The organism is Microcella humidisoli (assembly GCF_024362325.1).
Taxonomy (GTDB): Bacteria; Actinomycetota; Actinomycetes; order Actinomycetales; family Microbacteriaceae; genus Microcella; species Microcella humidisoli.
In genome coordinates this window covers 219,248-238,745 of the sequence record NZ_CP101497.1, presented here as the reverse complement: position 1 = coordinate 238,745, position 19,498 = coordinate 219,248, and the positions used below count along the sequence as shown (strand labels likewise).

The window sequence follows — 19,498 nt, the reverse complement described above, 5'->3', positions numbered from 1 at the left end:
CGACCTCTTGACGGCAGGCGCGCGTTGTGGACAGCTCCGACGCTCACCGTCGCACGACGAGCAGAATCGCGCGCATGCGCAGAATCCTCGACTTTTTCGCCCGAGCGAACGACGACCGCGGAGACGTTCCCGGCTGGGTGCTCATCACCCTCATGACCGCGGGGCTCGTCATCCTCATCTGGGCGCTCGCCGGCCCCGCGCTGCAGGGCGTCTTCCAGCAGGCGATCGACCGCGTCACCGGTTTCTGACGCCGGCCCTCGCCGATGGATGCCCTGCGCGCGCGCCTCGCGAACGACCGCGGCTCGGCCGCGGTTGAGTTCGTGCTCGTCGGCGTGCTGCTCACCCTCGTGACGCTGAGCGTGCTGCAGGTGGCGTTCGCCCTGCACGTGCGCACGACCCTCATCGACGCCGCCGCCGAGGGGGCCCGGTACGCGGCGCTCGCCGACAGCTCCCTGCCCGCCGGCATCGAGCGGAGCCGCGAGCTCATCACCGCGGCGCTGGGGGAGGGCTACGCGCAGAGCATCTCGGCCGGCACGGGGGCATACGGAGGGCATCCCGTGGTCATCGTCACCGTGCGGTCGCCGCTGCCGCTCATCGGCATGGTCGGCATCGACGACACCCTGGAGGTGAGCGGGCGTGCGGCCCTCGAGCCCCTCCGATAAGAGCGCAGAACGCGGCGGCGGATGCGATGACCGCGGCTCGGCCTCGCTCGAGTTCCTCACCGCGGGATTGCTCATGCTCGTGCCGCTCGTCTACCTGATCCTCACGCTCGGCACCATCCAGTCGGCGTCACTCGCCGCCGAAGGAGCCGCCCGTCAGGCCGCCCGGGTGTTCGTGCAGGCGGATTCCACGGCCGCAGGCTCAGCCGCCGCGAAACGGGCGCTCGCCATCGCCTTCGCCGACCACGGGCTCGAGACGACCGCGACGAGCATCGCGATCACGTGCGAGCCGCGACCCGACCGCTGCCACACGCGCCGCGGCTGGGTGACCGTGCGCGTCGAGGCGAGCGTGCCCTTACCGCTCGTGCCGCCACTGTTCGACCTGCGCGTGCCGCTCGCCATCCCCATCGAGGCGAGCGCCACCCAGCAGGTCTCCCGATTCTGGGGCGCGGGGTGATGCGGCGGCGCGCGCTCGGCAGCGGCTCGCGGCTCGACCCCCGCGACGACCGCGGCTCGACACTGCCGCTCATCGCGGGCTACGGCGCGCTCGCCCTCGCGGTCGTGCTGCTCGTGACCGCCGCGACCTCGCTGTATCTCGAGCGCAAGCGCCTCTTCACGCTCGCTGACGGCGCCGCGCTCGTCGGCGCCGAGTCGTTCGACCTCGACGACGTGCGCGTGACGCCCGAGGGCGTGCTGCGCCCGCGCCTCACCGACCAGCAGGTGCAGCAGGGCGCGCGGCAGTACCTGGCCGAGGCACCCGCGGGCGGGCTCGAGAACCTTCAGCTCGTCGCCGCGAGCACGCCCGACGGTCTGAGCGCTCGCGTCACCCTCGCCGCCGACTGGCGGCCGCCCGTGCTCGCGATCCTGCTGCCCGAGGGCCTGCGGCTCGAGGTCACCGCGACGGGCCGCAGCGTCTTCGACTGAACCGTGGAGCGCGCCCACCAGAATGGGCACGTGAGCACCGATCGCCCCGAGAAGCCCGTCACCTACATCAGCGTCGACATCGAGGCGGCTGGTCCGAGCCCGAGCGGGTTCGCGATGCTCTCGGTGGGGGCGTGCGTGGTCGATCCCCGCAGCGTCGACGCCCCCGACACCGAGCCGGGCTTCTACGTCGAGCTGCAACCCGACCGCGAGGGGGTGCTCGACTCGGCGATGAGTGTCGGGGGCTTCACGCTCGACGGGCTGCGCGCATCCGGAACCGCCCCCGAGGCGGCGATGCAGCAGTTCGCCGACTGGATCGACACCGTCACCCCCGCCGGTCACCGCCCCGTGATGGTCGGCTTCAACGCGGTCTTCGACTGGATGTTCGTGGCCGACTACTTCCACCGCTACCTCGGCCGCAACCCCTTCGGCCACTCGGCGCTCGACATCAAGGCCTTCTATCTCGGAGTCACGGGCTCGAGCTGGGCGGGAACGAGCATGAACTTCGTCGCCGAACGCTATGGGCTGAGCATCACCCTGACGCATAATGCACTCGACGACGCGCGCGATCAGGCGGCCCTCTTCCGGGCTGTGCGAGGCGAACTGGCGTCGCGCGACTGACCCCTTTCGCCCCCGGAGGCCCGCGATGACGCTCCAGACGAATCAGCCCGACGACGACATCGCGCGCATCCGCGAATCGGCCGCCCGCCTGGGGGTGCAGCTCGATGAAGAGGCCGCCCTGCAGTGGCTCGCCGCGATCGCCGCCGACGCCGCGAGCGACGAGCACATCGTCACCCACGAGAGCGGCACCTTCGGGCACCGCGTGACCATGCTCGACTTCACGCCGCGCGACCTCGAGCGCTTCCGTCGCATCGGCCAGGTCGTCGAGGTGACCGGCCCGCCCGAGATCGCGGAGAGCGCGCTCGCGCTGAGCGGCTCGGCGGCGCAGTCGAAGATCCAGTCGTTCCCCGGCGACTGCGACTACTTCCAGCGCCTCAACATCAAGGCCGCGTCGCGCGAGGAGGCGTGCCGAATCATGGCCGACCTCATGCGCGCGGCCGCGCGGCGCACGTACACGGCCGACGCCTTCCAGTTCCTCGAGGGCAAGCTCGGCAGCTACCCCGTCGACTGCGAGCACGGCGGTCAGCCGCGCAAGCGCGGTAGCCCCATCACGTGGACCCCGGCCGAGATCGAGGCCGAGCGCATCGAGCTGACGCTCGCCGACGGCAGCGTGCAGACCCTCACCTGGTACGAGGCCGCCCTCGACCCGGGCTGGTGCAAGCTCGACTGGGTCGTCACCGACCCGCAGCGCAAGTCGCTCTCGAACGCGAGCAACGTCATCGACGTGACGTGGGAGGGGCCCGACGGCGAGATCGTTCCGCTCGACGGCTACCTCGACGCGTACTTCCAGGAGGTCTACCTCGAGGCCGACGATCTGCCGACCTTCACCAAGGTCGTGCAGCACGTCAGCGACGACGCGCTCGACGAGTACGTCGAGCGGCTCGAAGAGGAGGTGCGCAAGTACCTCACGAAGCAGGTGAACTACGGCAAGGCCGCCAAGCGCATGTACAACATCTTCCGCCTCTCGGGCCGTCACATCGATGCGGCCTACGTGCGCGAGCTCTTCGACGAGCCGGCGACGATCCTGTATCAGGTGTGGTCGCTCATCTCGACGCTCGACAATGCCACGCAGCCCGGCACGAGCATCCCGATCGACGCGGTGCGCGACCAGGCCGACGCGCTCATGCTGCAGGTCATCCAGATGCTCGACGGCGATGAAGAGGCCGAGATCGTGAGCGCTCTGCTGAGCCTGCGGCGCACGCTCGAAGACCAGTCGGCGGGCGAGCGTCGCACGAGCGATGTCGAGGCGGCGCAGAACCGTGTCATCAACCTCGTCAACACCTTCTTCCGTGACAAACTCGAAGGCGTGCCGACCATCCGCGATTACATCCGCGCCATGCAGGGCGAGCACGCGTGAGCGCAGCCCCCGAGGTGCTCGTCGTGCTGCATGACGTCGACGACAACCTCAACGAGCTCGCCGCGCCGCTGGCCGAGGCCGGTCTGCGCATCGTGACCTGGGACGTCGAGCGCGACCCCGAGGGCGCTCCGTCGCTGGATGCTCTCGACCGGTTCAGCGGCATCGTCTCGCTCGGCGCCTACGCCGGAGTGCCCGACGAGCCCAAGCACCCCTGGATGACCCACGAGAAGCGCGTGCTCGAGCACGCCCTCGAGACGGGGATGCCCGTGCTGGGCCTCTGCTTCGGCTCGCAGCTGCTCGCCGCCGCGGCCGGTGCGCCGTTCAAGCCCTCGCCGGTGCCCGAGCTGGGGTGGACGAGCGTGCGCCTCACCGACGACGCCGCGAGCGACCCCGTGCTGGCGCCCCTCGTGGCATCGGCCGCGCGCGGCGCGACCGGTGCCGACGAGGTCGAGGTGTTCCACTACCACTTCGACAGCTACGAGCTGCCGGAGGGCGCGGTGCTGCTCGGCGAGACCGACGGCATCGTCGAGGCGTTCCGGGTGGGGGAGTCGGCGTGGGGACTGCAGTTCCACCTCGAGGTGGGGCTGGCGACGCAGCTCGCGTGGATCGCGGGCGGGCGCCGCGTCTACGAGCGCGAGGGCGTCGACCCGACCGAGCAGGAGCGCTTGAGCCACGAGAACTGGCGGCTCTACCGCGAGCAGGCGCACGAGGTCGGCGCGGCGTTCGCGGCCCAGGTTCGGCAGTACGCCGAGCGCGCCTGAGCGTGAGCGCCCCTGAGCGCGAGCGACACGCGGCCTGAGCGCCCTCTGCATGCTCCCAGAGAGCCGACGTAGCGTGGCCGCATGACCGATCTCGCGGGTGCCTCCATCATCGTCCTCGGAGCGACGGGCGGCCTCGGCCGCGAGTTCGCCCGCCAGCTCGCCGCGTCGGGCGCGCGCCTCACCCTGACGGGGCGCTCGATGCTCGCCCTCGACGACCTCGACATCGACGGCGCCGCGCTCATCCCCGCCGACCTCACCGACGCCGGTGAGGCCGAGAAGGTCGTCGCCGCCGCGAAGAACGCCTACGGCCGCGTCGACGGCGTCATCGTCGCCTCGGGCGCCGTCGCGTTCGGCCCCCTCGTCGACACGAGCGACGAGACCCTCGAGGCACTGTGGGCCATCAACGTTCTCGCGCCGATGCGCGTGCTGCGCGCCGCCGCTCCGGCCCTCGCCGAGAGCGCCGCGGCGGGCGGGTCACCGTTCGTCGTCTCGATCAGCGGCGTGGTCGCCGAGACCCCCACGGCCGGCATCGGCGCCTACAGCGCCGTCAAGTCGGCCCAGGCCGCAGCGCATCAGGTCGCCGCGCGCGAACTGCGCCGGGCGGGCATCCGCGTGCTCGATGCGCGCCCCGGCCACACCGAGACCGAGCTCTCGAAGCACCCGATCTCGGGGGAGCGCCCCGCGTTCCCCGTCGGCTACGCGCCCGCCGCCGTCGTCACGCGCATTCTGGATGCCGTGCGCGCCGACGAGAAAGACCTCCCGTCGAGCGCGTTCCAGGGCCTGCCGACCGCGCAGGTGGTCTAGACCGGTTCGGTCGGTCCGGTCGGTCCGGTCGCGCCGGTGGGTCCGATTTCTCCGGTCGGGCCGGTCGGGCCCGTCGGGCCGATCTCTCCGGTCGGGCCGATTTCTCCCGTCGGGCCGGTTGCGCCGGTCAGCCCGGGGTCGGTCGTGCCGCCGGTCGGGCCTGTCGGTCCGACGGTGCCGGTCGGGCCGGTCGCTCCCGGCAGCCCTTGATCGCCCGTCGGGCCAGCACTGCCCGTGGGGCCGGTGGGTCCGACCCCGCTCCCAGAACCCGAGGGCCCTGTGGCTCCCACCGCGCCGTCGTTGCCGTCGGCACCGTTCGATCCGTTGCGGCCGTCGATCCCGTCGCGCCCGTCCTCGCCGTTCACGCCATTCGTGCCGTCCTGGCCGTCGGAGCCGTTCGAACCGTCTCGGCCGTCGTCACCGTCGGCCCCGGCCGGGCCCGCCGGGCCCATGGGCCCGGGCATCAGCAAGTTGACCCCGGTCGTGAGCGCCGCGGTCGCCGCGGCGGTTCCGAGGACCAACAGAACATCGCGACGACTCGGCATTAACGACTCTCTCTTTCGGGTTCGATCAGCCTAGCTTCACGCCGGCTTCGAGCGAAGGTTTTCTCAGGCACCGAGGTCCGACCGCATGAGCTCCAAGTGGTCGCGGTGCTCTGCGGGAATGCCGTCGAGGGCCAGCAACCGCTCGACCTCCGCACGCGCGAGTGCACGATGGCCGATACGCCACGCTGCGTCGGCGCGCTCGAAGGCCGCCGCCCAGCGGTAGACCTCGGCGTCCACGAACAAGGTGTCGTCGGGAAGCTCGAGGGCCGCGGCTGCACTGGCGAAGACCCACGCAGCATGGTGCTGACGCACCAGCCGATGCCGCCGGGCGAGCCGGTAGAGCGGTTCGGCACGCTCGGGGCGGACATCCCACGCCCGAATCATGGCGTCGGTCGCTGTCGGTGACGCGGTCACCTCTTCGATCAGGGCCGCCTGGTAGAGCGACCAGAAGACCTCTTCGGCCCAGCCGCCCATGGTCGCCCGTCGTCGGTACTGCTGCAGCGCCAACTCGTGCTCGCCGGCGTCTCGATAAGTCTGCGCCAGGTAGAAGACCGTGCGGCTGGAATCGGGGTGCTCGAGCAGGTCGAGGCCGAGCATGGCGACGTCGCGCTCGAGCTTCACCTGATGCGATGAACCGTCGGCGACGTGCGTGATGCGCAGGCCGTCGAACCATTCGGTGCGATAGGGAGTGGTGCTCGAGAGGTGCTCGTGCGTGCGCCCCACGTAGTGCCACGGGCGATTGCCGCGAACCAGGTAGGGCATGCGGTACGAGACCCCGCCGTCGACCGGCACGAGTGCGGCGTCCGCCGAGAATGCCGCGAGCTGTTCGGCCAGGTCGTCGTCGGCATCGACGATCATGTCGGCGTCGAGCAGCAGCAGCCAGTCGGCGCCCTCTGTCGCCCAGTCGACGAGCTCGGAACGGTTGTGCCCGAAGTCGAACCACGGGCTGCGCCGGAGCTCGCCCGCAACCCCCGCGAGGGAGGTCTCGATGAGCGCGACGGTGTCGTCACTCGACCCGGTGTCGATGATGCGCCACGAATCGATGAGCGGAAGGATCGAGGCAACGGCGCGCTGGATGATCGGCGCCTCGTCGCGCACGATCATGGCCAGTCGCAGGCCAGGGACGGTCATGCGGGTACCCCGGGCACCCGTCGTACGGGGCCGAGCCGTTCGAGCACGCCCGCAATCGGCAGCCGCGCCAGCCAGGCGTCGCGGTCGGCCACGCCGAACGTCACGAGGAGGTCGCTGCCCTCGAGGGCGGCACCCGCGACGAACTCGACACCGAATCCGGTGAGACGCAGGCGGGGCGATGCCCGAGCGACGAGACCGTCGGCGCTGATGGTCACGAAGCGGTGCACGTAGGCGCGTCCGTCGGGCAGCAGGTGGCTCTCGTGCACCACGAACAGGCTCTCGCCCGAGTCGAGCTCGACCGCGCCCGACCCGCCGCGCGTTCCTGGTCCGAGCCCGCTCGCTCCACGATCATCGAGAGTGGTCTGCCCCGTCGCGGGGTCGATCGAGATGATGCGCAGGGGATCCCAGGAGTACACCGCGCGAACGGCGCCCGATGTCGGCCACGGCGCCCAGTTCTTCTCGTGCCGACCGGGCCGCGGACTGTCGACGAGCACCTCGGCGACGCGATCGTCGCCTTGCGGCACGAGCAGCGCGATGCGGCAGACTCCCGATTCGTCCACATCGCGCACGGTTGCAAGCCCAGAGATGCCCGCGTCGCTGGCGAACAGCCGGACGTCCTCCCAACCCTGCACGGGGAAGGACGACGGCATGCGGTCGGTGCGGATCTGTAGCAGACGAGGGTTCTGACTCTGACCGTCGAACAGGTCGATGAGCACGGTCTGCGACCGAATCGCGGTGTCGGTCATCTCGTAGCGCCCTGCGTCGGTCAAGCGGTAGTTGGCGCTGCGCACCCCGATCGTCGTCGTGCCCGCCGTGCGCACGATCGACGGGTTGAACCGCGACCACCCCGGTTGCACGGGCGGAGTGATCGGTTCGAACCTGACCGCAGGGGCCCACTGTGCCAGCAGCGGGGGGACGGTCGCCATGCGGGCCACTGTAGCGCCGGAGCAGCCACTCAGGGCTGCGCGGTGACTTCTCGCCGACCAGCGCACGCGCCCGCCGGTAGGCTGAACCCGACATGATCGATCTGGATTTCGCCGAGCGCATCGCCGCCGCCCGCAGCACCTTCGCCGACATCCGCGCCGTCGTTGACGTCGACCGGCTCGAGGCCGACATCGCCGTGCTCAACGAGCAGGCGGGCGCGCCCGACCTGTGGGACGACACCGCGAACGCGCAGAAGGTCACGAGCGCGCTGAGCCACCGGCAGAGCGAGCTCAAGCGCATCACCGAGCTGCAGGCCAAGCTCGACGACCTCGACGTGCTCATCGAGATGGCGCGCGAGGCCGATGACGACGACGCGGCCGCCGAGGCGGCGAGCGAGCTCGATGACATCGAGAAGGCGCTCGCCGACATGGAGGTGCAGACCCTCCTCGACGGCGAGTACGACGCGCGCCCCGCCGTCGTCACGATCCGCGCGGGAGCGGGCGGCGTCGACGCGGCCGACTTCGCCGACATGCTGCTGCGCATGTACCTGCGCTGGGCCGAGCAGCACAAGTACTCGACGACCGTCATGGACATCTCGTACGCCGAGGAGGCGGGCATCAAGAGCGCGACCTTCGAAGTGGATGCGCCCCACGCCTTCGGCATCCTCAGCGTCGAGGCGGGAACCCACCGCCTCGTGCGCATGTCGCCGTTCGGCGCCGCGGGCAAGCGGCAGACGAGCTTCGCCGCGGTCGAGGTCATCCCGCTGCTCGAGGAGAGCGCGGAGATCGAGGTGCCCGAGTCGGACATCCGCGTCGATGTCTTCCGCTCGTCGGGCCCCGGAGGGCAGTCGGTCAACACGACCGACTCGGCCGTGCGCATCACCCACCTGCCGACCGGCCTCGTCGTGTCGATGCAGAACGAGAAGAGCCAGATCCAGAACCGCGCTGCAGCGATGCGCGTGCTGCAGTCGCGCCTCCTCATCATGCAGAAAGAGCAGGAGGCGGCGACCAAGAAAGAGCTCGCCGGCACCATCACGGCGAGCTGGGGCGACCAGATGCGCTCGTACGTGCTCGCGCCGTACCAGATGGTGAAAGACCTGCGCACCGAGCACGAGGTCAACAACCCCTCGGCCGTGTTCGACGGCGACCTCGACGGCTTCATCGCCGCGGGCATCAAGTGGCGCAAGCAGCGCCCGGTCGACTAACCGACCGCGCGGCCGTAGAGTGCTCGCCATGGTGAGCATCAACATCGTCGAGATCCCCGCGCGTCGCCTCGAGCAGGCGCGCGACTTCTACGCCACGGTCTTCGCGATCGAGCTCGAGCTGACCGAGGTCGACGGCCAGCGCATGGTGTTCTTCCCGAACGATGACCCGGCCGCTGCCGCGATCGCGATCACCGAAGGCGACGACTACAGGCCGAGCGGCGAGGGCATCCGGCTGTACATCACGGTCGACGATGTCGAGGCCGTGCTGGCTCGCGCCGTGGCGGCGGGCGGCGAGATCGCCGCCGAGGTCGACGTCGTCGAGGGCTGGGGCGCGTACGCATCGTTCCGTGACCTCGAGGGCACGGTCATCGGCATCACCCAGCCCGAGCCCGACGCCGGCTAAGCGCGCCCTGAGAAGCGCGCCCGCGCGGGTGTCGTACCCGCCCGGGGCGCGGGTCGCGGCTTACGCTGACCCACGATGATTCGATTCGACGAGGTCTCCAAGGTCTACCGCGGAACAGCGAGGCCGGCGCTCAACGGCGTCAGCCTCGAGATTCTCAGCGGTGAGTTCGTGTTCCTCGTGGGCGCCTCCGGTTCGGGAAAGTCGACCTTCCTGCGCCTCGTGCTCAAAGAGGAGAAGCCGTCGGCCGGAGCGATCCACGTGCTCGGGCAGGATCTCGGCCGCATCTCGAGCCGCAAGGTGCCGTACTTCCGCCGCAACCTCGGCGTCGTCTTCCAAGACTTCCGTCTGCTGCCGAACAAGACGGTCTTCGACAACGTCGCGTTCACGCTGCAGGTCATCGGCAAGAGCAAGGGCTTCATCCACGAGGCGGTTCCCGATGCTCTGCAGACCGTCGGCCTCGACGGAAAGGCGCAGCGTTTCCCGCACGAGCTCTCGGGCGGCGAGCAGCAGCGTGTCGCGATCGCGCGCGCCGTCGTCAACAAGCCCGCGATCATGCTCGCCGACGAGCCCACCGGCAACCTCGACCCCGAGACGAGCGCGGGCATCATGGCGCTGCTGGAGCGCATCAACGCCAACGGCACGACCGTCATCATGGCCACGCACGACGCGGGCATCGTCGACCGGCTGCAGCGGCGCGTGATCGAGGTCATCGGCGGCCGCATCGTGCGCGATGAGCGCGGCGGCGGCTACAAGACGCAGGCCAACCCTGTCGTCAGCCAGGGCTTCGGCATGGCGCCCAGTGCGTCGCCCTACCCGGCACCCGCGAGCACGGGAGGACCGTCATGAGGCTCGGACTCGTGCTCGGCGAGGTCGGTCAGGGCCTGCGTCGCAACCTCAGCATGGTCATCTCGGTCGTGCTCGTCACCTTCATCTCGCTGACCTTCGTGGGTGCGGCCATCCTCCTGCAGATGCAGATCACCCAGATGAAGTCGTACTGGTTCGACCGCGCGCAGGTCGCGGTGTACATGTGCACCGAGTTCTCGACCGTCGGCGGCTGCGACCAGCAGGCCGCCACGCCCGAGCAGGTCGCGCTTGTCGAGGCGCAGCTCGAGAGCGAGACGCTGGCCCCCTTCATCGACACCTTCTACTTCGAGACCCAGCAGCAGGCCTACGACAACTTCCAAGAGCAGTTCGCGGGAGACGCTGTTGCTGACCTCATCACCCCTGAGCTGCTGCCCGAAGCGTTCTGGGTCAACCTCATCGACCCCACGCAGAGCGCGATCCTCGCCGACGCGCTCGGAGGGCTCGCGGGGGTCGAGAGCATCGTCGACCAGCGCAGCTATCTCGACCAGATCTTCGACATCCTCAACGCTTCGAGCCTGACGGCCATCGGCATCGCCGCGCTCATGCTCGTCGCCGCCGCGCTGCTCATCGCCACGACCATCCGGCTCAGCGCGTTCTCGCGCCGCCGCGAGATCGGCATCATGCGTCTTGTCGGCGCATCCAACCGATTCATTCAGACACCGTTCATCATCGAGGGCGTCGTCGCGGCGCTGCTCGGCTCGGTGCTCGCAGGACTCGCCGTCGTCGGCATCGTGCAGTTCTTCGTGCAGGGGTACCTCGCCGAGACCCTGCCGCTCACCTCGTTCGTCGGGCTGTCGGATGCTCTGCTCGTCGTTCCCGTCCTGCTCGGTGCCGGCGCGCTGCTCGCGGCGCTCTCGGCCAACGTCGCCATCACCCGCTACCTGCGCGTCTGACGCCACGGTGTTCTCTGCCGTCGTCACCGACTTCTGGACTCGCGGGGTCTCGCTCTCAGCGCGGCCTGACCGCGTTCACGTGGTCGTCGATCCGACACTCACCGACGAGTGGGCGGTGTCGATCATGTCGGTTGAGGGTGGTCCCCGCATTCTGGCGGTCTCGCCGCCCCGCGCGAACGCAGTGGGCGTCACGCATGGTGACGAGTTGGAGGCCGACCAGGTCACCTCAGCGCTTCTCGCGGCGGGCGTCGCGCTCAATGCGCCCGACAACATCTTCCACGTCACGGCCGCTCACGGGCGGGCGCTCGCCACGGAACCGATCCGGCCGGGCGTGCGGGCGCTCACGCTCGATGATCACGCCGCGTTTGATCGCTTCACCGCCGATGCGCCCGACGACGACGTCGACGAGGCTTTCGTCGAGCTCGATCACTGGCTCGTCTTCGGCTGCTTTGTCGACGGTCGACTGGTGAGCGCGGCGAGCATGTACCCCTGGGATGGCAGCACACTGGCCGACACGGGGGTGCTCACTCTTCCCGCATACCGAGGCCGTGGTCACGGTGTGGCGACCGTTCGTGCACTGAGTGCCCGGGCGCTGCAGCTCGGGGATGAACCGCAGTATCGCTGCCAGGTCGACAACGTCGCGTCCGTGTCGCTCGCGCAGGCGGCAGGCTTCACACTCCTGGGCACGTGGGAAGTCGTTCTGCCGACGGACTGACGCCCGCCGCACTCGCAATAGGTGCCCTCGCGCCGCTTGCGCGCCGAGTGGCGGTATACTGGAGGGCTGTGCTCGAGATGGGCGCAGCATCCGCAGGCCGATCGCGTAGGAGGTGAACCGTGCCGAAGGAGAAGGGCGAGAAGGTCGTCGCGACCAACCGCAAGGCGCGGCACGACTACACGATCGAAGACACCTACGAGGCCGGTCTCGTGCTGAGCGGAACCGAGGTCAAGTCGCTGCGCATGGGTCGCGCGAGCCTCGTCGACGGCTACGGCTTCATCGACGGCGGTGAGGCCTGGCTCGATGCCGTGCATATTCCCGAGTACACGCAGGGCACGTGGACGAACCACCCGCCCCGCCGCAAGCGCAAGATGCTGCTGCACAAGGCGCAGATCATCAAGATCAGCCAGAAGGTCAAAGAGGGCGGCTACACCCTCGTGCCGCTGCGCATCTACTTCAGCGACGGCCGGGCGAAGGTCGAGCTCGCCGTCGCCAAGGGCAAGAAGGAGTACGACAAGCGGCACGCCCTGCGCGAGCGCCAGGACAAGCGCGAAGCCGATCGCGCCATGCGCACGCGCAACCGGCTCGGCGACTAGCGCCGGTCGGTCGCCCGTCGTCAGTCGACGTTTAGGGGCGCGGTTCCGGTCAGCTGCGGGTCGCGGTGGAACATCGGCCACGAGCCCGCGTCATCGACGGTCGCGCCGTCGCTGCCCGGGATCGAGTAGTGCTGCACGATGCTGCGCAGGGCGACGCGGCCTCCGGACAGTTCGCCGACATAGCCCGCGATTGTCACGCCGATGGTGCCATCCGGTCGCGCGGTGACCAGCGGCGAGTTCTGCAGCCCGATGCCGCCGATGGCGTGCACGAGTTCGCCCGTGCGGCCGTCGAGGATCCGCAGCCCGCTCGCCGTGGGCACGAGCACGCTCTGGTAGCCGTCGCCGAGATCAGCCGTCACGACCGAGCCGAAGACGCCGCCGCTCACCGGGCTGCTCCACAGCGTGTTGCCCGTGGCGCCGTCGAGTGCCCAGACGGTGGTGGTCGACGCGCCGACGCGCGCGGCGATCACGACGTCGAGGCTGCCGTCGCCCATGATGTCGGCCATGGCCGGGCTCGACCCGGTGGCGCCGTCGAGCTGACGCTTCCAGACGTCGCGGCAACGGTCGTCGACCATGAAGATGTACTTCGTCGAGGTCTGGTTCTTGTAGTACGTGCCGGTGCCGAAAGCGATGCCGGTCGCGCCACCCGCGAGCACGGGGCCGACGGCGGGCGACGACTGCACGACCTGGTTGGTACGGCGCTCGCAGATGAGCCCGCGGTTGGGATACCGCTCGCCGGAGCGGCCCGTCGGCTTCAGGATGCGCAGGGCGCCACCGTTCGTGTACGAGCGGTAGTACGAGGTGCCCGCCGTCGAGTCGGCTCCCGTGACGACGTAGTCGCGGCCCGTGCCGTAGAGATCGGCCAGCGCCGCCGTCGAGAAGGTCGAGTCGGCCGAGACCCACCAGAATCCAGGGATGCTCGAGCCCGACTCGGTCGCGAGCGCGTAGTGCAGCTGCCCCATCGTCGGGGCGTACACGTCGAGAGTCGACGGGCCGCGCAGGTGTCCGAGCGACACGGAGGCCTTGACGCCGCGCGTGCCCGACTGCGTGGGGTGCGCGCGCGGCGTCACCTTCCACATCACCACGCCGTTGTTCTTGATCTTCCAGATGCCGCCCTTGCTCGGGCTCGCACTGCCACCCACGCCGACGTACACGCGCGCGGAGTCGCCGCTGCCGAACACCGCCGGCGTCGAGTCGACCACGATTCCGCCCGTGCGCACCGGCCAGCCGCCCACCCACGAGCCGTCCGAGAGGTGCAACGCCCAGATGTTGCCCGCACGGTCGCCGACCACGACCGACTGGCCGCCGTTGTCGAGCGTGACGACGTTCGGTGACGAGGTCGCGATGGGCTTGCCGAGCGTGCCGCCCCGACGCTCCCACTCGAGGCACAGGGTGTCGCCGCACGACGGCGCCGCGGGCGCGACCGCGGTGCGCGCCACGCCCGATGCGCTGGTCGGGGTCACCGCGGTGGCCGGGCTGATGCCGGCGGCGATGATGAGGGCGGCACTCGCCGCTGATGCCGCGACCGTGCGACTGAGCTTGCCGACCATGCTGACCACGATGAATCCCCCCTGCGCATCCCCCCGGATACGACACACGTCAGGCTACCGGCGAGGGCGCCTCGGCACCCACCCCCGAACGGGTGTGCTGTTCGCTTCGCGAACCGCGCTCAGGCCGTGAATCGTGCGTCGACCGCGATCTCGATGATGATCGGCTGGGGCCGCAGGGCGAATCCCGAGCCGCCGGCATCCATCGCCATCGCCATGGCTTTCTCGAACCGCGGCTGGGGGATGGGCGACGGGCCGTCGAGCATGCCGGGGTCGGCGAGGGCGACTGCCACGACCTCCGACCTGCCGACCGCCGCCGCGAGCACCTGCGCCCGGCCGAGCGCGTCGCCGACCGCGAGCGTGCGCACCTCGGATTGCGCGGCGGCGAGCCGGGCATCCGTCAGCGACCACTCGAGTGCATCGATCGCGACCGTACCGTGGCCGGCGAGGGTGTCGACGAGCTCGGCGACGCCCGTCGCCTCAGCCAGCAGGGTCGCCCGCCCCGACGTGCTCGCCCGGTGCACGAGCGGGGCCTGGCTGCCGTCGTTCGTCCACGGTCGCTGCGCGCTCGCCGCGACCTGGTCGACCGACCACGCGAGGATCGGTCCGGCCTCGGCGTCGCATCGCTCGTCGAGCAGGGCACTGACCGCGGCGAGGCTCGCGGTCACCGCGTCGACGACGGGACGCCGGTCGGGGCCATCGGCGGCGACCGTGAACCGCACGGTGGCCCGCTCGGGCTCGAGCTCGATGCGGGCGGTGCCTTGCACGGTGAGGGTGAGGGGGGTCATCGGGTCCTCCTGTCAGCGGTGACGTATACTGTAGGGCTACGCCGCGAACGGCGTCTGACCGCCGGGCCTCGTGCGCCGGCCCCCACAACTCCACAGTGCGTGACAGCGACCCGCTCGTGCACCTCTCGATTCGTCGGGATGCGCGCGAGTGACCGAGGGGATGATCGGTTTCGACATCGCCTGCGAAACGGTGAGAAGCGGGTCGAGGATGCAGGGTTATCTCGTTAACGATCTCTGCAAACAACAGGTGCCAATGCTAAGCGCACCGACTTCGCTCTCGCCGCCTAGGCAGAGTAGATAGTCCGTCAGTCCGGGTGCGTCTCCGACCCGATCACTGGCGTCATGAAGGAGACTTGCTGCGTGCCTGCGCCTCAGGTGCACGTGGGACTTAAACTGAGGCTGGGCTCGTCGACCTAGGGGTCTGCAACAAAGGTCGGAGCCGAGGAGAACGTTTCAGCAGACTACGCCCGTAGAAGGCTCCGGCTCACAGCGATGGACGGGGGTTCAATTCCCCCCATCTCCACCACTGGTCGCTGTCACGCACTGATGGACCCGTCCCGCTCGCCGTACTGAACGGCGACGCAACTGGTGCCAGACTGATGCCATGCGCACCCTGCTCAACATCATCTGGCTCGTGCTCTCGGGCTTCTGGCTGTTCCTCGCCTACGCCCTCGCGGCGCTCATCATGTTCGTGCTCATCGTCACGATCCCGTGGGGCATCGCGGCCTGGCGCATCGGCGTGTACTCGCTGTGGCCGTTCGGCAAGACCGTCGTCGACAAGCCGAATGCCGGGGTGTGGTCGGTTCTCGGCAACATCATCTGGGTGCTGCTGGCCGGCTGGTGGCTCGCGATCGCGCACGTGACCTCGGCCGTCGCCCTCGCCATCACGATCATCGGTATTCCGTTCGCGTGGGCGAACCTGAAGATGGTGCCGGTGGCGCTGCTGCCGCTCGGCAAAGACATCGTCGACCAGCGGTGAGCCTGCGGCACTCGCTGCTCGCGCTGCTCGTCGTCGTCATCTGGGGCGCGAACTTCGTCATCATCGACGCCGGGCAGCAGGATGTCCCTCCGCTGCTCTTCCTCGCCCTGCGGTTTCTCGTGGTCTGCGTGCCCGCTGTCTTCTTCCTGAAGCCGCCCGGCATCGGCTGGCGGCAGCTGCTCCTGGTCGGCGGATTCCTCAGCCTCGGGCAGTTCGCCCTGCTCTACCTGGCCCTGGCTCTCGGCATGCCGCCGGGGCTTGCTTCGCTGCTGCTGCAGACCCAGGTCATGTTCTCGCTCGTCGTGGCGGCGCTGGTGCTGCGCGAGCGGCCGACCCCGCGCCAAGTGGTCGGGGTGGTTCTCGGCATGGCGGGCCTTGCGCTCGTGATCGTGGGGCACGCTCAGGCGGCGCCCTGGCTGCCGCTCATCGTGACGCTCGGCGCTGCGCTGTCGTGGTCGATCGGCAATGTGCTGGCGCGTCGGGCGCAGGCGAGCTCGGGGCTGTCGCTCGTCGTGTGGTCGGGCCTCGTCGTCCCCCTGCCGGCGCTCGCCCTCTCGCTTGTCGTCGATTCCCCTCCCGTGGTGTGGCAGGCGCTGACCGGGCTGTCGTGGGTCGCCATTCTCAGCACGGTCTACACGGCCGTCTTCGCGAGCCTCATCGGCTACGGCATCTGGAACTCGCTGCTCGCGCGCTACCCGACGAGCGCTGTGGTGCCGTTCACGCTGCTCGTGCCCGTGGTGGGCATCCTGACCGCGTGGCTCGTGCAGGGCGAGGTGCCCTCGGTGACGGAGTTCGTGGGAGGGGCGATCATGCTCACGGGCTTGGCGGCCGCGGTGCTGCAGCCGCGCCCCGCGCTCGACCCCCCGCCCGGAGTAGTCAAGAAAACTTGACATGATGTAATCCATCCTTTACCTTCGAACGTGTCAAGCATTCTTGACATTTTTCGAAGGGAGGCCGACATGGCCGACAGCGACGCGACGAAGAGCAACACGACCAGCAGTGACACGACCGACAGCGACGCGACCAGCAGTGACATGACCTACGAAGAGAAGGTCGCGTGGGCCGGGCTGATCGTCTCGATCGTCCACTTCACGGTCTACCTCAGTGTGCTGCTCTCGCGAGCGGCCGTGACCCCCATGCCCGAGACCCCCTACGTCGACGCCATGCTCTGGAGCATCGGTGCCGGGATCGTCGCGATGATCATCGTGTCGATCGTCGTGGCCGTCACGACGGGGAAAGACGGGCACGGCACCGACATTCGCGACAAGCAGATCAAGGCGCGCGCAGAGTTCACCTCGCGCGGCCTCCTGATCGCCGCCGCGCTCGCCGCGCTCATCTTCGCGATGCTCGAGCTCGACCCCTTCTGGATCGCCAACGTGCTCTACCTGGGCTTCTTCCTCTCGGCGATGCTCGAGACCGTCACGAAGATCGCGCTGTACCGCGGGGGAGTGCCCGCATGGTGAAGCCCACGCGCGTGACCAACAGCATCCGTGCCCTCCGCTTCGCCGCTGGCGAGTTGACGCAGGCCGAGCTCGCCGAGCGGGTGGGCGTCACCCGCCAGACCATCATCGCCATCGAGCAGGGCAAGTACTCGCCCTCGCTCGAGGTCGCCTTCCAGATCGCGCACGCACTCGGTGTGCGCCTCGACGAGGTGTTCAGCTACCCCACCACATCCACCACCACCACGACCGGAGCTCCATCATGACCACCGCCGCCCCCACCACCGCCACCATGACCGCGATCGTCCAGCACGGCTACGGCGGGCCCGAGGTTCTGAGCATCGACCGGATGCCCGCGCCGAGCCCGGGCCCCGAGCAGGTGCTCGTGCGCGTGTTCGCGGCCAGCCCCGACTCGGGCACCGTGCACCTCATGAAGGGTGATCCGTACGCGGTGCGTCTCGCGCTGGGTCTCCGGACTCTGCGGCAGCCGATCATCGGGCTCGCCTTCGCCGGGATCATCGAGGCGGTCGGCAGCGAGGTGAGCGGCTTCGCGGTCGGCGACCGGGTCGCCGGTTCAGCACCCGCCGCGTTCGCAGAACTCGTCGTGGCCTCGCCGGCGAAGATCGCGCGCATCCCCGACGGCGTCTCGATGACGGATGCGGCGACGCTGCCGATCTCCGCCGGCACGGCTCTGCAGGCGGTGCGCGACAGCGCCCGCGTGCAGTCGGGTCAGCGAGTGCTCATCATCGGTGCAGGGGGCGGGGTCGGATCGTTCATGACGCAACTCGCGGTCGCTCAGGGTGCCCGGGTCACGGGGATCGCGAGTGCCGCCAAGGCAGAGTTCGTGCGGTCGCTCGGTGCCGAGCGAGTGATCGACTACCGTGCCACGAGCGAGCCGCGCGACTGGGGGCGCTTCGACGTCATCATCGAGGCCGCCGACGGCCGTGCGCTGCACGTGCTGCGGCGCGCGCTCGCAGAGCGCGGCACGCTCGTGATCGTGGGCGCCGACAAGTCGGGCGGTCCGCTGCTGCGCGGTGCCGACCGCCAATTGCGTGCCCTGCTGCTCAACCCGTGGGTGCGCCACCGCCTCACGGCGGTCATGCAGCGCGAGAGCGGCGATGACCTCAGCATCCTGCTCGAGATGATCGCCGCGGGCAGCCTGCGCGCTCCGATCGACGAGGTGGTCCCGCTCGAGCGCGCCGCAGAGGCCATGGACCGCCTCGCGCGCCAGCAGACCCGGGGCAAAGCCGTCATCGAGCTGCAGGCCGAGCGCGACCGCTAGTCGGTGACGCCCTCGAGCGATCCCGTGACGGGCCCGTCGGGGTCGTAGATCACGCAGAGCACCTCACGGTCTCCGTTCGCCCAACTCTCGTCGGTCGGGTAGTAGAAGCTGAAGTCGAACCGCGACTCGAGGTACGGCTCGCCGACGAACTGCTCGAAAGCGGGCAGGCACAGAGCCTCGGCCTTGTCGACCACGACCTCCTCGCCCGGGTAGGCCGACTGGCCCAGCTGGTGCGACGAGTAGATCTCGCTGTCGTGCGGCTCGTCGCAGGGCACGGTCGGCACGGTCTGCACCTCGCCCGTCGCGCTCGCATCGTCGAGGCAGTCGCCCACCTGCAGAGCGAAGGCGTCGGTCTGCTCATTGGGCTCGATGATGCGCCCGTCGTCGTCGCGCACGGGTTCATCGTCGGGAACGATCGGCCCGAGCGCCGTGCAGGCGCTGAGCGCGACTACGGCGGCGCCGATCGCGAGCGTCGCGATCGGGCGCCACCGGGTCGAGTGCGTCATGGGCGGGATGCTCAGCGACCGATGTTCTCGAGCGAACCCGTGACCTGGCCAGCCTCGTCGTAGATCGTGCAGAGGATCTCGCGGTCGCCACCAGCCCAGCTGCCCTCGGTGGGGAAGTAGTAGCTGTAGTAGTACTGCGAGTCGGCGTACTCGATGCCCGCGAAGCCGGGGAAGGCCTCGAGGCAGGCGGCATCGGCCTCGGCGATGACGGCCTCGCTGCCGGGGAAGGTGTCGCCCTCGAGAATGATCGACGCGTAGATCTCGCTGTCGTGCGGCTCGGCGCAGGGCACGGTCGGGATGGTCTCGACGGTCTCCGAGGCCGTGGCGTCGTTGAGGCAGTCGCCGACCTGGAGGGTGAAGACGTCGGTGTTGTCGTTGCCCTCGACGACCTCGCCGCTGTCGTCGCGCGTGGCGTTGCCGCCGCCCGTGAACTGCTCGAGGATGCTGCAGCCGCTGAGGGCGACCGCGGCTGTCGCAATGCTGGCGATGGCGAGGGCGCGCGTCCAGGGCGCGGAGGAGACGATGGTCACAGGGGGCTCATTTCGGCTCGGGGTGTCGG

The 19,498-nt window shown here is 69.7% G+C and carries 26 protein-coding genes and 1 other RNA gene; 20 read left to right on the top strand and 7 right to left on the bottom strand.

Annotated elements, in window-relative coordinates; genetic code table 11:
* The first annotated feature begins 74 nt into the window (after positions 1-74).
* From NNL39_RS01095 to NNL39_RS01060, 8 genes are all read left to right on the top strand, one after another.
* Complete coding sequence (locus NNL39_RS01095) at positions 75-248, top strand: hypothetical protein (protein ID WP_255159877.1); 174 nt, start codon at positions 75-77, stop codon at positions 246-248.
* A 15-nt stretch (positions 249-263) separates the two neighbouring features.
* Positions 264-662, top strand: a complete 399-nt coding sequence (locus NNL39_RS01090; RefSeq protein ID WP_255159876.1) for a TadE/TadG family type IV pilus assembly protein — start codon at positions 264-266, stop codon at positions 660-662.
* Entirely contained in the window at positions 637-1,116 is a 480-nt protein-coding gene (locus NNL39_RS01085) for a hypothetical protein (RefSeq protein ID WP_255159875.1), read from the top strand. The genes NNL39_RS01090 and NNL39_RS01085 overlap by 26 nt, the downstream gene beginning before the upstream one ends.
* The gene (locus NNL39_RS01080) at positions 1,116-1,583 is read left to right on the top strand and encodes a pilus assembly protein TadG-related protein (protein WP_255160850.1); all 468 of its coding nucleotides are present in this window, start codon (positions 1,116-1,118) and stop codon (positions 1,581-1,583) included. The genes NNL39_RS01085 and NNL39_RS01080 overlap by 1 nt, the downstream gene beginning before the upstream one ends.
* A 30-nt stretch (positions 1,584-1,613) precedes the next feature.
* Positions 1,614-2,201 carry a 3'-5' exonuclease gene (locus NNL39_RS01075; protein WP_255159874.1) on the top strand — a complete coding sequence of 196 codons (588 nt, stop codon included), beginning with the start codon at positions 1,614-1,616 and terminating at the stop codon, positions 2,199-2,201.
* Positions 2,202-2,226: 25 nt separating this feature from the next.
* On the top strand, positions 2,227-3,558 hold the full coding sequence (locus NNL39_RS01070) for a hypothetical protein (RefSeq protein WP_255159873.1): 1,332 nt from the start codon (positions 2,227-2,229) through the stop codon (positions 3,556-3,558).
* A complete protein-coding gene (locus tag NNL39_RS01065) occupies positions 3,555-4,319 on the top strand; it encodes a type 1 glutamine amidotransferase (RefSeq protein WP_255159872.1) in 765 nt (254 codons plus the stop codon). The genes NNL39_RS01070 and NNL39_RS01065 overlap by 4 nt, the downstream gene beginning before the upstream one ends.
* Before the next feature lie 81 nt (positions 4,320-4,400).
* Positions 4,401-5,123, top strand: a complete 723-nt coding sequence (locus tag NNL39_RS01060; protein ID WP_255159871.1) for an SDR family NAD(P)-dependent oxidoreductase — start codon at positions 4,401-4,403, stop codon at positions 5,121-5,123.
* On the opposite strand, the gene NNL39_RS13000 is transcribed toward NNL39_RS01060, so the two are convergent.
* The 3 genes from NNL39_RS13000 to NNL39_RS01045 all read right to left on the bottom strand — a co-directional run bounded on the left by NNL39_RS13000 (position 5,120) and on the right by NNL39_RS01045 (position 7,725).
* Positions 5,120-5,644, bottom strand: a complete 525-nt coding sequence (locus NNL39_RS13000; protein WP_322972920.1) for a collagen-like domain-containing protein — start codon at positions 5,642-5,644, stop codon at positions 5,120-5,122. The genes NNL39_RS01060 and NNL39_RS13000 overlap by 4 nt on opposite strands.
* Before the next feature lie 87 nt (positions 5,645-5,731).
* Positions 5,732-6,799 (bottom strand): glycosyltransferase, encoded by a 1,068-nt coding sequence (locus tag NNL39_RS01050; protein WP_255159870.1) that lies wholly within the window; start codon positions 6,797-6,799, stop codon positions 5,732-5,734.
* Complete coding sequence (locus NNL39_RS01045; protein ID WP_255159869.1) at positions 6,796-7,725, bottom strand: hypothetical protein; 930 nt, start codon at positions 7,723-7,725, stop codon at positions 6,796-6,798. The genes NNL39_RS01050 and NNL39_RS01045 overlap by 4 nt, the downstream gene beginning before the upstream one ends.
* 92 nt (positions 7,726-7,817) lie before the next feature.
* On the opposite strand from NNL39_RS01045, the gene prfB reads away from it, so the two are divergent.
* The 6 genes from prfB to smpB all read left to right on the top strand — a co-directional run bounded on the left by prfB (position 7,818) and on the right by smpB (position 12,398).
* Positions 7,818-8,927 carry a peptide chain release factor 2 gene (gene prfB, locus NNL39_RS01040; protein WP_255159868.1) on the top strand — a complete coding sequence of 370 codons (1,110 nt, stop codon included), beginning with the start codon at positions 7,818-7,820 and terminating at the stop codon, positions 8,925-8,927.
* Between the two features lie 28 nt (positions 8,928-8,955).
* Positions 8,956-9,330: a VOC family protein gene (locus NNL39_RS01035; protein WP_255159867.1), complete on the top strand. Its 375-nt coding sequence runs from the start codon at positions 8,956-8,958 to the stop codon at positions 9,328-9,330.
* Positions 9,331-9,405: 75 nt separating this feature from the next.
* Positions 9,406-10,176: a cell division ATP-binding protein FtsE gene (gene ftsE / locus NNL39_RS01030; RefSeq protein WP_255159866.1), complete on the top strand. Its 771-nt coding sequence runs from the start codon at positions 9,406-9,408 to the stop codon at positions 10,174-10,176.
* Positions 10,173-11,087 (top strand): permease-like cell division protein FtsX, encoded by a 915-nt coding sequence (gene ftsX / locus NNL39_RS01025; protein WP_255159865.1) that lies wholly within the window; start codon positions 10,173-10,175, stop codon positions 11,085-11,087. The genes ftsE and ftsX overlap by 4 nt, the downstream gene beginning before the upstream one ends.
* A gap of 79 nt (positions 11,088-11,166) precedes the next feature.
* Positions 11,167-11,802: a GNAT family N-acetyltransferase gene (locus tag NNL39_RS01020; protein WP_255159864.1), complete on the top strand. Its 636-nt coding sequence runs from the start codon at positions 11,167-11,169 to the stop codon at positions 11,800-11,802.
* 119 nt (positions 11,803-11,921) lie between these two features.
* Positions 11,922-12,398 carry an SsrA-binding protein SmpB gene (gene smpB, locus NNL39_RS01015; RefSeq protein WP_255159863.1) on the top strand — a complete coding sequence of 159 codons (477 nt, stop codon included), beginning with the start codon at positions 11,922-11,924 and terminating at the stop codon, positions 12,396-12,398.
* 20 nt (positions 12,399-12,418) lie between these two features.
* Here the strand turns inward: smpB and NNL39_RS01010 are convergent, their stop codons facing one another.
* On the bottom strand, positions 12,419-13,957 hold the full coding sequence (locus tag NNL39_RS01010) for a hypothetical protein (protein WP_255159862.1): 1,539 nt from the start codon (positions 13,955-13,957) through the stop codon (positions 12,419-12,421).
* Positions 13,958-14,067: 110 nt separating this feature from the next.
* Positions 14,068-14,733 carry an SIMPL domain-containing protein gene (locus NNL39_RS01005; RefSeq protein WP_255159861.1) on the bottom strand — a complete coding sequence of 222 codons (666 nt, stop codon included), beginning with the start codon at positions 14,731-14,733 and terminating at the stop codon, positions 14,068-14,070.
* A gap of 156 nt (positions 14,734-14,889) precedes the next feature.
* Here NNL39_RS01005 and ssrA point away from each other — a divergent pair.
* From ssrA to NNL39_RS00975, 6 genes are all read left to right on the top strand, one after another.
* Positions 14,890-15,259, top strand: a transfer-messenger RNA (tmRNA) gene (ssrA, locus tag NNL39_RS01000).
* Between the two features lie 78 nt (positions 15,260-15,337).
* Entirely contained in the window at positions 15,338-15,712 is a 375-nt protein-coding gene (locus NNL39_RS00995) for a YccF domain-containing protein (RefSeq protein ID WP_255159860.1), read from the top strand.
* Entirely contained in the window at positions 15,709-16,602 is an 894-nt protein-coding gene (locus tag NNL39_RS00990) for an EamA family transporter (RefSeq protein WP_255159859.1), read from the top strand. Before NNL39_RS00995 ends, NNL39_RS00990 begins: the two co-directional genes overlap by 4 nt.
* A 69-nt stretch (positions 16,603-16,671) precedes the next feature.
* The gene (locus NNL39_RS00985) at positions 16,672-17,175 is read left to right on the top strand and encodes a hypothetical protein (protein WP_255159858.1); all 504 of its coding nucleotides are present in this window, start codon (positions 16,672-16,674) and stop codon (positions 17,173-17,175) included.
* Positions 17,169-17,417 carry a helix-turn-helix transcriptional regulator gene (locus NNL39_RS00980; protein ID WP_255159857.1) on the top strand — a complete coding sequence of 83 codons (249 nt, stop codon included), beginning with the start codon at positions 17,169-17,171 and terminating at the stop codon, positions 17,415-17,417. The genes NNL39_RS00985 and NNL39_RS00980 overlap by 7 nt, the downstream gene beginning before the upstream one ends.
* A complete protein-coding gene (locus tag NNL39_RS00975; protein ID WP_255159856.1) occupies positions 17,414-18,433 on the top strand; it encodes an NAD(P)-dependent alcohol dehydrogenase in 1,020 nt (339 codons plus the stop codon). Before NNL39_RS00980 ends, NNL39_RS00975 begins: the two co-directional genes overlap by 4 nt.
* Here NNL39_RS00975 and NNL39_RS00970 read toward each other — a convergent pair.
* Together NNL39_RS00970 and NNL39_RS00965 are read right to left on the bottom strand one after the other, a co-directional pair.
* Entirely contained in the window at positions 18,430-18,939 is a 510-nt protein-coding gene (locus tag NNL39_RS00970; protein WP_255159855.1) for a septum formation family protein, read from the bottom strand. The genes NNL39_RS00975 and NNL39_RS00970 overlap by 4 nt on opposite strands.
* 11 nt (positions 18,940-18,950) lie before the next feature.
* On the bottom strand, positions 18,951-19,469 hold the full coding sequence (locus NNL39_RS00965) for a septum formation family protein (RefSeq protein WP_255159854.1): 519 nt from the start codon (positions 19,467-19,469) through the stop codon (positions 18,951-18,953).
* Between the last annotated feature and the right edge of the window lie 29 nt (positions 19,470-19,498).